The organism is Proteus sp. GOKU, assembly GCF_015475555.1.
Lineage (GTDB): Bacteria > Pseudomonadota > Gammaproteobacteria > Enterobacterales > Enterobacteriaceae > Proteus > Proteus mirabilis_B.
In genome coordinates, this window is the sequence record NZ_CP034105.1 from 1,471,875 (window position 1) to 1,486,216 (window position 14,342).

Consider the following 14,342-nt stretch of genomic DNA (forward strand, 5'->3'; position numbering starts at 1 on the left):
TTATTTATTTTAATAGAAAGATCCCAATTAAATTGGGATCTTTTTTATAGATGAAATTAATTAAAGAACGGGGATATAGTAGCTAATTTTTTGTACGTAATGATCACTTTGACCAAGTAATTTATCGTAACCCACAGATTCCTTTAGTGTATATCGTTCGATGTCTGGGCCGGGTCTGCGCAATAAATTCATTTTCGGAAGTACTTTTGTATAGACCGTATAAATAATGTCATCATAGCCAGTTAATGAATCTAAGATTTCATTCATATGAAACGTAATGGCCAGATAGTTGCCACTCGGCAATTCTAATTGTGACATGGCAGAAACATTTGATGTTTTTGCTAACTTTTCTTTATCAACAGCAGTGCTATAAATGTACATAGTATCTTCTAATGTACTTGCAGATGCTCGATGCATTGCATATAACTCAGTGGGAATTGTATGTACATCTTTTAAAAATTTACGCCAAAATTCTTTTCTGAATTTTTTCTTGTCTGAATCCCATGTTGAAATAGGCTTATTGTAATGATGTGACATGCCAACTAATTTTTGAGATGGGAATGTAACTACCTCATATTTAGCACTCAGTTCAACGGTTTCTAATGCAGGAAAAATCAGTTCACTAATATCCCAACCGGGTTTTTTTCTATATTCTGAAGGCGTAATATTAAACTGTTTTTTAAAGGCTCGGCAAAATGTTTGTTGGGAATCAAAGCGATACTTCAACGAAATATCTAAGAGGCTACAACGTGTTACTCTTAACGCGTAGGCGCCGCAAGATAAACGACGAGCGAGTATGTATTTTCCTAAAGATATTCCTGTATACGCTTTAAATAAGCGCTGAAAATGCCATTTTGTATAGCCTGATTTCTCAGCAACAATATCTAACGATAAACGTGAATCGAGATTTTGCTCAATCCAAACGATGATATCTTTAACAACATTCTCTTGTAGCATGAATATTCCTATTATTTTTTTCTATCGATATTTTTCAACAAGATCGACTTAATTTATTGAACTACAATAAATTTATAGGTGTTAGGATAATAGCATATCGTATAGTGATAGTTACATTGAATAAAGTAAAATAGGCGGGTAATAATGTAAAGTTATGTATTGCAATTTATTTGAATCAAAATTGACTTTAATTAAAAAATTGCATTTTAACTCAATCATCAATGATTGATGATTTTTTATTAAAATTAATCTTAAATTAAAATATTTATATATATTTTCAGTTTTAATAAAATGCGGAGATATCCTATTTTATCTTTAAAAGATAAAGTCTAGTCTAAATTTATTAATAAAACCTTACTTGGTTATTTTAGGAGATGTAAATGAATAAGTTACTTTCTATTTCTGCTATTGCCTTAGTTTCTTCATTAATAACAGCTCCTGCTTTGGCAGCTAAAACGGATACTTATAACTGTGAAGGCCAAAAAATTAGAGTTTCTTTCCCTAATGAACAGTTAGCTGTTATGTATTACAGCGATGAAATTATTGTTTTAAAAGAGGCTGTTGCGGCTAGTGGTGCTCGTTATGTTGGTGAAAACTTCCAAATTTGGGGCAAAGGTAAAGGTGAATTTAATTTAGCAACGATTTCAGAAGATGATGCAGTTAATGGGCGAGTTGCTGAAGATAAGGGCCGTACCTGTAAATTAGTAAAATAACGTAGAAACCAGTTATAAATGAAAAAGAGGACAATTTATTGTCCTCTTTTTTATAAGAAAAAGATTAAGTAAATATAATAATTAAAAATAAAAAAATAAGTATAGAAAAGTAATAACGCATTTTTTATCACACAAATAAGTTGGTCATAAAAAACAAATCAGTTATAAAGATAGTCTTATTGTGATTGCTAAATGGTTTTTTATGATTATTAAATATACATCCAAGCATACTTGTCACTTATCCAAAATAGAGAAAGAAATACTGTATTTTTTGTTAATAGAAAGTTTTGGTGATGACTTTTCATTAGATGACTTTCAGCATGCATTAGGTGGTATGCATATTTTTGCTTATTATCAAGAAAAGATGGTAGGGCATGTTGCTATTGTTCAAAGAAATATGGCGATTGATAATAATCCTATATCGGTAGGATATGTTGAGGCAATGGCTGTTTTAAAGGACTATCGCCGACAAGGAATAGGTAAAGAATTAATGACTCAAGCAAATGATATTATCAAGTCTTGTTATCAGCTTGGGTTACTCTCTGCTTCTGAAAAAGGCGTACCGTTATATTCTCTGTTAGGATGGCATAAATGGGAAGGTAAGCTCTTTGAATTAAACCAAGGCGTTTACAAACAAACAGAGGGTGATGATGAAGGAATTATGGCATTGAGTGCTATAAATGAAATTGATTTAACTTCATCGTTATATTGTGATTTTCGTAGTGGCGATCAATGGTAGAACCCTTATTTATTACAGCTAATTTGATTATACTAATAGTGAGTAGGATAAAATCTACGGTTTTTTGTTTTTTTAAAAACAAAGAATAAATTTCGGTTTATCCATTTATCTGTAACGAAACAAAATTTATTGAGAGTTTATATGAAGTCTTACCCTTAGCTAGTCTGAACATTAATTTTTAAAAATAAAACTTGAAAATAGACATTGCTATCCAAATTGGTAGGCAATGTGTTGTCAAAAATTAATAAAAGACAAAATCTAATGAAAATTAAAAACTCAAGAAAATATAATCTATCACTACCAGATAATAGAAATTTAACGTGGTATGAATCGGGTCCAGAGCAAGGTAAGCCAGTATTATTTTGTACTGGTGCAGGTATGAGCGGTTTATTGGGGGTCGAAATTGACCTCTTAAATAAGCTTAATATTCGTTTGATTACACCAACTCGCTCAGGATTAGGTGATTCTACTTTTGATCCTAAAAAATCGTTAAAATCTTTTTCTGAAGATATTTTATTTTTATTAGATCATCTTCGTATCAAAAATATTAATGTAATGGGGTTTTCACAAGGTGCTGTTTTTGCGATGGCTCTTTGTGTTTACTGTCATGTTGATAAATTACTGATTGTCGCAGGGCAAGATCAATTTGATTATCCTGATACACAAAATAAGCTAACAGATGATGTTGTTACTATGCAGCGTCAAGCTGTTGGAGCACCAGAACTGTTAACCAGTTGGATTAAGCAAAATATAACAGCTAAATGGCTAATGGATTTTATTCTAAATTATAGTGCTGATGTTGATTTGGCTATTTATAAATCAGTTGATTTTCTCCCCGTTTATCAAGAATGTATGGCAGAAGCTTTTAAACAGGGTAATGATGGATACACTCAAGATTTACTGATTGCGATGCAACCTTGGGGATTTTCACCTGAAGAAATAAAGACACCAACAACTTTATGGTATGGAATGAAGGATACTAGTACCGTTCATTCTCCGGACTTTGGAGATTTATTGTTTCAACGTTTTCCTAATGCTGAACGGCATTTATGGCCAGAAGAAGGTGGTTCACTTCTGTGGACGAAAACAGAAGAAATTTTATTAGAACTAGCTGATTAAGGTGATGTAGTACATTAATGATAGAGTAGATACTGATTATCTTCAAAAATAACAGTATCTACTTTTTTATTCATATTTTTAAATTAAAATAATGAGATAGGTAAAATAGATAATTATTTTTATCTTATAATTATTTTCTAATTCTGCGCGTAAAAAGTTTTTTTAAATAAAGATGAAAATAATTTGCTATAAACCGAATTATATGACTTAATAGCGCCACTGGTTTGGAAGTACAGACCTATTTATGTTAGTGCAGTTTTAAGTAGTTCACCGTTTAGCGTTATCCCTGATACCTCTTCGTTGCGAATTCCTTCAAATAGTGACCATAAGTAAAAATCCGAAATCAAACCGCAAACAATGCCTTATGGCAAAATAATTAATTAAAGGAAATCTTATGTCTAATACAATGACTGGTACAGTAAAATGGTTTAACGATGATAAAGGTTTTGGCTTTATCACTCCTAAAGACGGTAGCAAAGACGTATTCGTACACTTTTCAGCGATCCAAAGCGACAGCTTCAAATCTCTGAAAGAAGGCCAAGAAGTTTCATTTTCTATCGAAAATGGCGCTAAAGGCCCAGCAGCAGCGAACGTAATCGCTCTGTAATCTATTGAGTCGTTATTACTGTATAGATTGCTTAATGCAACATCAATACAAGTAAGACCTAAAAAACCTCACTTCGGTGGGGTTTTTTTATATCAATTTCTAGCATTATTTTAATTTGAGGTGAGTTTATCAAAGCGTATAAAATATAGCTTTATTAAAGTTATGTAAGTATTTAATGTAAATTATTTAAAATTTTAGAAATATATTTACTTTAATACCTAATAATTTTTACAGAGAAATAAATTAATGGATAAATAAATTCTTATAATGGCAAAATAAAGGCATTAAGATATTGTCTTCTCAATCAAAAGAAAGAAAAAAATTTTATTAGAATAAAAGATATCAGATAAATCATAAAAAAGTAATTTAAGATAAAAAATAAAATTAATATTTAATGACTTATTTTAAATAATTGACGTCTAATTTAATGTGGCTTAAATGCTTTTTAGTTCCTAAAGGACAAACTTGTGTACGCAAAAAATATTTTTTCATTGCATCTATTACATCCAAAATATTTCTTAACTTGGTTTGGTGTCTTTATTCTTTTTTTATTAGTACAGCTTCCTTATTCTTGGCTACTTTTTTTAGGTAAACATCTTGGGTTGTTATCTCGTTTCTTTGTCAAAAGAAGAGTTTCTATCATAAAGAGAAATTTAGAATTATGTTTCCCTAATAAAGATAAAAATGAAATTAACACGCTTGTTATGGATAATTTATCGTCACTAGGTGTGGCATTATTTGAAACAGGTATGGCGTGGTTTTGGAGTGATCGCCGACTAAAGAATCTATTTGAAGTACAAGGGATCTCCAATTTCACTGATGCAAATGATAAAAAAGCTGGAATTTTACTCATTGGTATACATTCTATGTCACTAGAGTTAGGTGGTCGCATTATGGGGCTTTGTTTCCCTGTAAATGCGATGTATCGACCACATAATAATAAAGCAATGGAATTTATCCAAACCAAAGCAAGGTGCCGTTCAAATAAAGGCATGATAGATAGACGTAACTTAAAGTTTATGGTTATGGAGTTAAAGAAAGGGAAAGCAATTTGGTTTGCTCCAGACCAAGACTTCGGTTTAAAAGGTACAACATTCTCTCCTTTCTTCTGTGTTGAAAAAACATCAACTTCAAAAGGAGTTGCTATATTAGCAAAACTATCAGGGGCTCCTTCTTTAACCGTTACTTTGGTTAGAAATGAAAATCAGAAAGGCAAAAAATACAGTTTAATTATTGGTAAAGAGCTGATTAATTATCCTTCTGAAGATATTCAAAATGACACAGATAGAATGAATAAATTGATTGAAACAGAAATTATGCGAGCCCCAGATCAATATTTATGGGCACACCGTCGTTTTAAAACTCGACCAGCGGGTGAAGCCAGTTTTTATAATTAATTATTTATGTATAAAAAAAGACCAACACATTATGTGTTGGTCACAGTAAATACTGGAAGCAATGTGAGCAATGTTGTTGTGAAAAACCAAGTAAAATACTCAACTATTCACAAGGTAAAAGATAATCATTATCACTTGAGTTGTCAACCCTAGGATTTGTATGGATTTAGAAGATAAGAATAGAAGTGACAAAGTAAAGATAAGAAGATCAGAGAATAGGAAGATAAGAATTTTTATAAATGAGTTAAAACAGAGTTAGCAGATATAGAAATAAACTATATCTGCCTAATATATTATAACCATAATAGAAAATACCATTTATATAGTAATGAATTCTAATTCTTGGAAAATATATACTCGTTATTTAATAATAAATATTATTTCTATTTAATAGAGATTAATGTTTATTAAAAATATAGGGTTTTAAAGTTGCTATATTAGTTATATACGATATCCATTATACCTACATTTTCTTTGATCCAATTGATGCTCATTGAACCTTTATTTTCACTCAATTGAGCGTTAAATACTTTATTAGGTTCGATTTTATGTAGAGTTTCTTCCATTTCAGTACCATTCCAGCAATTTGCTTTGAAAGTATTTCCTACTGAATGAGTCATACAATTTCCTTCTACAATAGAGCCTGTAAAAGTAATTGTTCCTGAGCCGATAGTTTTATTGTTATTTGCCATAACTGGAGCAGATAATAAGAGTGCTAGACAAGTTCCAATAACAAAATTCTTTTTCATTCTATATTCCTCAATATTATTTATTTGACTAATTTTTTTGTGCACGATGAAAAATTATCTTTTCGTGCTGGGTTGATGGAAGGAATATTAGAGGAAAAAAATATATCAATCTGTAAAAAATCTTGATGGTTAATGACAGCTAGATAAAGATTTATGAATGATTTTATGATCTTTTCAGTGCTTTATTATTAGTGTGAATTGATTTTAAATTACATAAGTAATTGAAATAAAAATGATAAGTTTCATTTTGATTATTTTTGTTAATAAGTTAACCTTTTTTGATATTAGTTAAATTGCTTAATTTTTTAGTGATACATTTTGTCGTTAAAATAGAATACTTATAAAATGAGTAATTTCAGAGTTCAAAAATATTTGTCAAAATATTACAAAGAAATGATTATTAAGAATAAAAATCATCTTAATTAGATTGGTTTTAAATAGATAAGATAGAGCCTGTTATTGAAGGGAACTTAATTACAGATAAGATGCTTTATATCTGTGCATAAAATCTGAAAAATAATGGATGCTTGCAAATAGGAATATCAAAGATAATTTGCAAGCATTCGAGATAGAAGCATGGGGAGCAAAATAATAAAAAGGTCCTAGCCGTTAAGCTGATCTACGTTTATATGACTAATTGAAATGCTTTTTATTATTGAGAATAAATTGTTTTAGTGTCGTCGCAGGTTTCCCTGTTATTTTCTCAAAGTTATCAAATATCTCACCGTCTCTAGATAATTTGCCAGAAGTAAAATCAACATAGTGATCGTAAATACTTTTCATATAAGCAAGCTCAAGCTGACTTTCTTGTGCATATTTCCAAAATTCATCAGGAGGATCTGCCTGATATTGAAAAGGAACTCCTAATGTTTCTGTAATTAATTGAGCCATTTGTTGATAATTTTTGTTTTCATACCCTAAACGGTAAGTATTGCCAGCATGTTGATTTGGCGATAACAAACAATGAGCTGCCATTTCAGCAACGTCTGTACAATCAACCCAACTCAAAATAGCATCACCAAAATAAGAGCGAAGCGTATTTTTATTTAAATTATTATCCCCTTGATAGCCTAATATATTTTGCATATATGATTCTGGGCGAAGATGAGTAAACCGTATACCAGACCACTCAATATATCTTTCAATAAGTTGATGCCAAGCCCAATGTGAAACTTGAGCATTATCATCGCCACAAGCACCTAAATGAACGATATAATCCACACCATGTTGTTTGGCAATATCAATGAAAACTTTACTTTGTTGTAGCATGTTAATTGTATAACCCGTCATCATAAAGACAGAGTTAATACCTGTTAAAGCCTGCTTTATTGTTTCAGGTTTATCGTAGTCCATTAATACCGTGGGATAGGGGAGATGAGTATTTTCTGCAGGTTTTCTAACTGCCAATACCACATTATTATAGCCTTTCTCTTGTAGTGACTTTACAAGTAACCCACCTACTTGACCTGTTGCTCCTGTAATTAGAATTTTATTTTCCACAATAAGTTACCTATGGTAAGTCAGTTAAACTAATTTAGTCATAATAAATTCAGTACTCTGCTGTGTAGCACTTTTAAAAGTGAACTCTTTTATGATCTCCATCCCATTAGCTTTATAGAAAGTTATGGCTTTATGGTTTTCGGCGAGTACTTCAAGCCAATGATAGCGATAACTTTCATTTCCCATTTTATGAAGGTGTTGTACATCTTGTTCTGTAGCTAATCTGAGTTTTATTGCCATATACCCTCCCATACATTGCAAAAGATATAACAGCCCTAATATGTTTGCGCTATGGGAAAAGAATATAAAAGCACGTTTAGTTTGAAAATAGTGGGGATTTAGTGATTGAGCATCTTAAGAAGAGAATTCAGATAAAAAAATCCCCGCACAAGGCGGGGGAAAATTAAATATCTATCAGTGATGAAATACTGAAACCAATAGTAAGGGAAAAAAAGATATCAATCTGTAACAAACTTTAAAAAGAAATAATAAGAATAAGTGCAGAATTAAAATGATTTTCTACAAAGGTAAATGACCGTGTAAGTTTGTTATTATTTAACTAATTGATTTTATTTACTTTTAAATTTTGCCTAACAGTGAGGCAAAATGATGTAAATTAAAATCATCTTGGTTTAACTATAAAGTTTGCATACATTTAGTTGAATGTCTTGATAATTTAGTTTGTTGGTTAGAATAACGATAAGCTTCTTTATAATGAGATTGGAATTGAAAATAGACAATAATAAAATGTAGTTATTGTCTATTTGGAACAACTAAACAAAGGGAAATGTATATTTATCGACTAGTTACCATTGAGTAACATCAATTTCATTGTTCTGGTATACCTTTGCAATATAAGAAGAAATGTTATTGCGTATATAAGGATTCTTTTCTTTAGGGTACATTTTCCAAGCTTGCTGTAGATAAGGTAACAATGCACTGTCAATGTAATTTGATTTCGATAATGCCTGAATTGCACCTAAGCAGATCTCTTCATTTTCAGAGATTGTAAGTTCATAAAACGCTGATGTTTTATCTTTTAAATTAACATCATGAGAAGCAGCATAAATTGCACTTCTTATTATTTCTACATTTGGGTGAATAAAGAATGGTTGAAAATCTTCAACTAAAATAGCATCTAATTCGGTCAAAGAGTAACCGATGAAACGCAATGTATCTTCGTTATTAGTTACTTTAAGTATTGGGAGAAGACTCTCTTTGAAAAGAGCGCATTGATCTTTATATTTAAAGTAAATAATAGGAATAACCACATCTGTTTTTTCATCAAATGGAGCAACTAAAGCTTGCTGAATATAAGGTAGTGCTTGTTCTTTAAAATAGGTGGCTAAAACATTTAATGAAACTTTATATAACTCAATATCTTCAGTTTGTAGTTGTTGCTTTAAAAAATCCAAACTGTTGTTGGATAATTCAGGTAGTTTAGTTAGTGAATTGATCGCACTAATTTTTTTCGTGATATCTTCATTATTTTGGGCAAATTGAAGTAACGTTTCTTCATTACCGCCCATACGATGACCAAACCAGCTTGTGTCATAGCCTAAAATTACTTCATCTAACCAACGTTCATACCATTGTGTAAATGAAGTTTCATAGGAAAATGTGTAAGGAGTATCCGAATTAACCCAATCGGATGTATATAAAATATGACCTTTATAATCACCATTAACGACTAATAAAAGATCGTATTCGCAACCACAAGTACCTAAATAAAGCGTACCTTGATGAACTCTATCGCAAATAGTATCAAAGTCTTCATCACTGCAGTCTTCGGGTACATGACATAATGCTTTCCATTCATCGATATCCATTTTAGGGCTAAGTAAGCAAGGCAGGGCACAATTTTGTATGCTATTTCTATCGATTGAATCATCAAAAGCATATAGACCATAGTAAGGACCAGCGCCACCATAAGAGCCTGTACCGCCGTTACCAATTTCAGTCACAAAGGCGATATAATCTTCAGGAAATTCACATCCTATTTTTGCTTGTAACTGATTAACTTTCTCTTTTGATAGCGGAGAATTTAGCTGATATTTATGATTATCAGCACCAAATTCTTTATATTCATGATCAATATTAGCAACGAGTGCTAATTTCTCACGGATACGTTCAATACGATTATCTGCATATTTTTTATTAAGTTGTTCCCATTGCTGCTCTGGTGTTAGCTCTTCATTTTTTCCAATGATCGTGGAAATAAAACCCATAATTTAAAGTCCCTATTGATGATATGGTTTAATTATAAAGTGGTTATTTCATAATCCTTTTTAGATAGTGAAACCAAATACAATATTATTATCTTACTTAAATTTCACTATAAACTATTTTAGCTTCAATAAGATAATAGTATTTTGTATGAAAGCTTATCCTTCATTTAGTGTTAAGTGGTGTATGGTTTTATGCAGATAAAAAAAAGACCAACGCTAGGAGAGTTGGTCAATAAATACTAGAAGCAATGTGAGCAATGTCGTTGTGAAAAACCAAGTAAAATACTCAACTATTCACGAGTTAAAAGATAATCATTATCATTTGATATGTCAACCCTATGAAGATTGCGGTCATTATTTATTCACACTAAAAGCCAATAGGTTCTCTTACTTTACAGAAACCAAAGTGGGAATTTTATTATTAATAACAATGAGATCACTATTTTCTGATTGAGGGCTTATTGTATTTTTAACAGCATTCATTTTTTTCATTTTGTTGACTAAATCTTTAAAGTATTTAGAGCGTAAACGTATCGTTTTCTTAACCATGATTTTTCTCCTTATTGATGATAGTTATAACAATAATAAGGATACTCCACAAATGCAAATGATAATCAATATCATATATGGTGATATATAATTTGATGATAAATGCTCATAAGTAAGTAAACAGCATTATTTTGTCTGCATTTTTGTGTACAAGTTTTCTTATCTTCAGTCTCTTGATAGAGTGATATTATGAAGAATAAAAGGAACTAATAGGGAATTTTGCGATGGCATATGATTTGACGAAGAGATTAGTCATAGGGCTTTCTTCTAGTGCATTATTTGATTTGCAAGAATCAGATAATATTTTTCGTACAGAAGGGGAGGAAGCTTATCGAAAATATCAACATAAAATGCAGGATATGCCTTTGGATAAAGGTGTTGCATTTCCTTTTATTAGCCGCCTTTTGAAATTAAATAACATTAGACCTGACGATCCTCTAGTTGAAGTTATTTTATTATCCAGAAATGATCCCGACACTGGATTAAGAGTGATGAATTCTATTGAACATTATAACTTAGGGATCACTCGAGCTGTATTTCTTCAAGGAAAATCGCCTCATATTTATATTCCAGCATTTGATATAGAGTTATTTTTATCTGCTGATCATGATGATGTTTTACAAGCGATTAATGCAAATTATCCAGCAGGGCAGATATTAGCTGGTCATGTTAATGATGACGATGCTGATGAATTAAGAATTGCTTTTGACTTTGATGGTGTGATTGCTGATGATGAAGCAGAGGTTATTTATAAAACTTCAGGCGAATTGTCTCAATTTCATAATCATGAAGCCAAAATGGTTGATGTACCTCATAACCCAGGACCATTAAAAAAATTCTTACTGCGTATTTCTGATATTCAAAAATTGGAATTAGAGAAAGTAAAACAAGATCCTACTTATATTCCATTACTTAAGATCTCTATTGTTACTGCGCGCAATGCACCATCTCATAAACGAGTTATTAACACGATGAGAGCATGGGGAATTTCTGTCAATGAAGCTTTTTTTATGGGGGGGGTAGAGAAAGCTAATGTTCTGAGAATTTTAAAACCACATATATTCTTTGATGACCAAAAACTACATTTAAAATCATCATCTGAATTACCTTCGGTGCATATTCCTTTTGGAATAGCTAATAAGAGTGTTGATAATAAATAAGATACTTTTAATGAATTGAGTGTCTGGTATATATAGCATACACTCAATTTTTCTTTTGTCTAATTATGTTTTTAATTCAGTTTAAATAATAAAATCGCTCAATACTGGATCTATTTTATAAGAGTGGTATGGTATTAAATAATTACTGAAAATTATAAATTTAAAATGTTTATAATTAATTTAAAGAGGCTGAAAATTTAATTTAAATAAGGAAAATTGAAGTGGATAATAATCATAAATTTTTTTCTGACGATGTGTGCCCTAAAACTGCATTATATGGTCAATTTTATGGTGATAATCATTATGCTGGCCGAGATTACGAACGGAAAATATATTATGGGAATAAATTCCCAAAAACTAAGAAAGGTTTTTATTTTAAAAAATTAATGAATTTTTAATAATAAAAATAACAAGCAAATATGATAGAGTCTATTCTTAATAGAGATATCCATGTGATTTAAACTGATATATATATTAAAAATAAATTGATGATTGCGTAACTAATACAATTTACTACGCCGAAAAATAACAGCGTAGCAAAATTTATTATTAAATCTTTTCAATACCAATAGGTTGATAACCTTGGCATAACGGTTTGAAATGTTCACCTGAATTATTTGGCATTAGATGAATGTGAAAATCACCGATTTTGCTCAATAAAACGCAATCATCAACATCTTTCAGATTGTCTTTATGTTGTTGCTGACTATCTACTAAAAGTGTTGCAATAGCTCTCTCTTTATCTCCAAACCATGCTTCTTTTAACGCAGGCCAAGTATCTGTATTTTTTCTTTTTTTATCAATGTGTTATTAATTAAATAACCATGTTGAGAGCAAGTGTAAAAATTAAGATGATTAATTTTTATGAACTAAATTATTTATTTTTAATCTAAATATTAGTTATTAATTTTAAATATTATTTGGAGTAGATATGAGATTACTTATGCTTTTGAGTGTTTTTTTGATTTCTGCTTGCTCATCAACTGGAGCAATAGAATCTCAAGAAAGTAAAAGCCATAAAGAGGATCCATATTCTGATAGCACATTAAATAGTATTAAGACTAATCAGAATATTTATATTGAGCAGCAACGTAGTAAAGGAAATTTTTAAGTTGTTAAAATAAATGATTGCTTTTTTGGCCACCTAAGTGGCCTTTTTATATGCAGAAATATAAAATATGGCAATATTAATAGAAATTTTTTAAATTTCCAGTATAAGAATAAGGTACGCATTATTATTGTAATTGAGGGTATTAAGTAATAACTTCATAAAAAATAGTAAGAATAAAAGGATGCATCGGGTAGATGACAAATAAAAAAGAGAAAAAAAGTAATGGAATCTTAAGGTATACGGAGCTATATTCAGATAATTTATGAGATGAGGCTGTGATGAATAGAAAAGAATTAATTAATTATATTAAAGAAAACTATAATGCAGAGCCTGAGTGTTTATGGATTAAACATCCAAATTATATAGTTTTTAGGCATAATAGTAATTTGAAGTGGTTCGCAGCTATAATGGATGTTCTAGAAAGTAAATTATCTGATAATGGTAGTAGGAATATGGTCGATGTTATAAATTTAAAAGTTATGCCAAATTTAACGGGATCATTACGATTGAAAAAAGGAGTATACCCAGCTTACCATATGAATAAAGAGCATTGGATTTCTATTAGCCTCTCATCTGAATTTGATGATAACGAATTAAAATCTTTAATTTCTGAAAGCTATAATTTGACACAATAATTTTATTAATATAGTTTACTCAATTTTTAAACACTTTCTAATTATATAAGTTAATTTATTATATAGCATTTTCATATACGCCTTTATTGAATTTTATCTAATATTAGTCATTTTAAATGTGCTTACATCTTCTTTTTGAGTAAGCCTATGAGAATGTAAAAATCGGTGAGTATATAAATGATAGCTTGTTAAAAAACGACTTAATCATAATGAGAAAAAGCCTTTCTTATCGTAATAATAGTTATTCCTCCAAAAAATATAATGAAGGAAATAAGTAAATAAAATATTATAAAATTAGCATCACTCTCTTTAAAGATCATCATTACTAATAAAATAAATAGAAAAAATAAAAAGAATTTCTTATCACTATTGATCATGCAATACACGTAAGAAACAAAAATAGACACTAAAAGGAAAGTAAAATAGGCGATAAGTAAAGCAACAAACTCTAGGCTGTTAAAAAAATTAGCAGGTATTTCTTCTTCGTGGAATATCATTATCAGCACGATGGCGGTTGCTATAAAACTCATTAAAGTAAAGATTAAAGTGACAAATTTATTAGTATATAAAAATGATAGTTGCTTAAAATAAATAACTTTTATTGAAATTTCTAAAGAAGACACCAACACGATAATACTGATAAAGAAAATGGCAGAAGAAGTCGCTAACCAAATAATATTATCATAACCAAATGTAGATATACTGAGATAGAGCGATATCACCAAAGATAATACTGGGGATATAAATGTTAGCAACTTTTTCTTTTTTTGTTTGTCGTTCATATTACTATCCATTATAAAAATAACAAGATACCAATTAGATATTAGAGTTTGATAACCGAGTGATTGTATAATGTGCTCGGTTCCATCGGACATCGA

At 30.1% G+C, this 14,342-nt stretch carries 16 protein-coding genes; 9 read left to right on the forward strand and 7 right to left on the reverse strand.

Annotated elements, in window-relative coordinates:
* Window positions 1-60 precede the first annotated feature (60 nt).
* On the reverse strand, window positions 61-957 hold the full coding sequence (locus EHE21_RS06690; protein ID WP_194952198.1) for an AraC family transcriptional regulator: 897 nt from the start codon (window positions 955-957) through the stop codon (window positions 61-63).
* Between the two features lie 380 nt (window positions 958-1,337).
* Between EHE21_RS06690 and EHE21_RS06695 the strand changes: the two genes are divergently transcribed.
* The 5 genes from EHE21_RS06695 (at window position 1,338) to lpxL (ending at window position 5,532) form a co-directional block, all read left to right on the forward strand.
* Complete coding sequence (locus EHE21_RS06695) at window positions 1,338-1,670, forward strand: MliC family protein (RefSeq protein ID WP_194952199.1); 333 nt, start codon at window positions 1,338-1,340, stop codon at window positions 1,668-1,670.
* A 202-nt stretch (window positions 1,671-1,872) separates the two neighbouring features.
* The gene (locus EHE21_RS06700; RefSeq protein ID WP_194952591.1) at window positions 1,873-2,409 is read left to right on the forward strand and encodes a GNAT family N-acetyltransferase; all 537 of its coding nucleotides are present in this window, start codon (window positions 1,873-1,875) and stop codon (window positions 2,407-2,409) included.
* 261 nt (window positions 2,410-2,670) lie between these two features.
* Window positions 2,671-3,528 (forward strand): alpha/beta fold hydrolase, encoded by an 858-nt coding sequence (locus EHE21_RS06705; protein ID WP_194952200.1) that lies wholly within the window; start codon window positions 2,671-2,673, stop codon window positions 3,526-3,528.
* A gap of 394 nt (window positions 3,529-3,922) precedes the next feature.
* Complete coding sequence (cspA, locus tag EHE21_RS06710) at window positions 3,923-4,135, forward strand: RNA chaperone/antiterminator CspA (protein WP_006537332.1); 213 nt, start codon at window positions 3,923-3,925, stop codon at window positions 4,133-4,135.
* 467 nt (window positions 4,136-4,602) lie between these two features.
* Complete coding sequence (lpxL, locus tag EHE21_RS06715; RefSeq protein ID WP_194952201.1) at window positions 4,603-5,532, forward strand: LpxL/LpxP family Kdo(2)-lipid IV(A) lauroyl/palmitoleoyl acyltransferase; 930 nt, start codon at window positions 4,603-4,605, stop codon at window positions 5,530-5,532.
* Between the two features lie 437 nt (window positions 5,533-5,969).
* Here the strand turns inward: lpxL and EHE21_RS06720 are convergent, their stop codons facing one another.
* From EHE21_RS06720 to EHE21_RS06740, 5 genes are all read right to left on the reverse strand, one after another.
* A complete protein-coding gene (locus EHE21_RS06720) occupies window positions 5,970-6,281 on the reverse strand; it encodes a hypothetical protein (protein ID WP_088493240.1) in 312 nt (103 codons plus the stop codon).
* 633 nt (window positions 6,282-6,914) lie between these two features.
* On the reverse strand, window positions 6,915-7,781 hold the full coding sequence (locus EHE21_RS06725) for an NmrA family NAD(P)-binding protein (protein ID WP_201161572.1): 867 nt from the start codon (window positions 7,779-7,781) through the stop codon (window positions 6,915-6,917).
* A 24-nt stretch (window positions 7,782-7,805) separates the two neighbouring features.
* A complete protein-coding gene (locus tag EHE21_RS06730) occupies window positions 7,806-8,021 on the reverse strand; it encodes a hypothetical protein (RefSeq protein ID WP_194952202.1) in 216 nt (71 codons plus the stop codon).
* Window positions 8,022-8,587: 566 nt separating this feature from the next.
* Complete coding sequence (locus EHE21_RS06735) at window positions 8,588-10,009, reverse strand: SMI1/KNR4 family protein (RefSeq protein WP_194952203.1); 1,422 nt, start codon at window positions 10,007-10,009, stop codon at window positions 8,588-8,590.
* A 387-nt stretch (window positions 10,010-10,396) separates the two neighbouring features.
* A complete protein-coding gene (locus tag EHE21_RS06740; RefSeq protein WP_194952204.1) occupies window positions 10,397-10,558 on the reverse strand; it encodes a hypothetical protein in 162 nt (53 codons plus the stop codon).
* Window positions 10,559-10,782: 224 nt separating this feature from the next.
* On the opposite strand from EHE21_RS06740, the gene EHE21_RS06745 reads away from it, so the two are divergent.
* From EHE21_RS06745 to EHE21_RS06760, 4 genes are all read left to right on the forward strand, one after another.
* Complete coding sequence (locus EHE21_RS06745) at window positions 10,783-11,718, forward strand: 5'-nucleotidase (RefSeq protein ID WP_194952205.1); 936 nt, start codon at window positions 10,783-10,785, stop codon at window positions 11,716-11,718.
* A 221-nt stretch (window positions 11,719-11,939) separates the two neighbouring features.
* Window positions 11,940-12,116: a hypothetical protein gene (locus EHE21_RS06750; protein ID WP_164530198.1), complete on the forward strand. Its 177-nt coding sequence runs from the start codon at window positions 11,940-11,942 to the stop codon at window positions 12,114-12,116.
* 533 nt (window positions 12,117-12,649) lie between these two features.
* Window positions 12,650-12,829, forward strand: a complete 180-nt coding sequence (locus EHE21_RS06755) for a hypothetical protein (RefSeq protein WP_075673595.1) — start codon at window positions 12,650-12,652, stop codon at window positions 12,827-12,829.
* A 278-nt stretch (window positions 12,830-13,107) separates the two neighbouring features.
* Window positions 13,108-13,464 carry an MmcQ/YjbR family DNA-binding protein gene (locus EHE21_RS06760; protein ID WP_194952206.1) on the forward strand — a complete coding sequence of 119 codons (357 nt, stop codon included), beginning with the start codon at window positions 13,108-13,110 and terminating at the stop codon, window positions 13,462-13,464.
* 200 nt (window positions 13,465-13,664) lie between these two features.
* Here the strand turns inward: EHE21_RS06760 and EHE21_RS06765 are convergent, their stop codons facing one another.
* Complete coding sequence (locus EHE21_RS06765; RefSeq protein WP_099659743.1) at window positions 13,665-14,246, reverse strand: hypothetical protein; 582 nt, start codon at window positions 14,244-14,246, stop codon at window positions 13,665-13,667.
* Window positions 14,247-14,342: the final 96 nt, after the last annotated feature.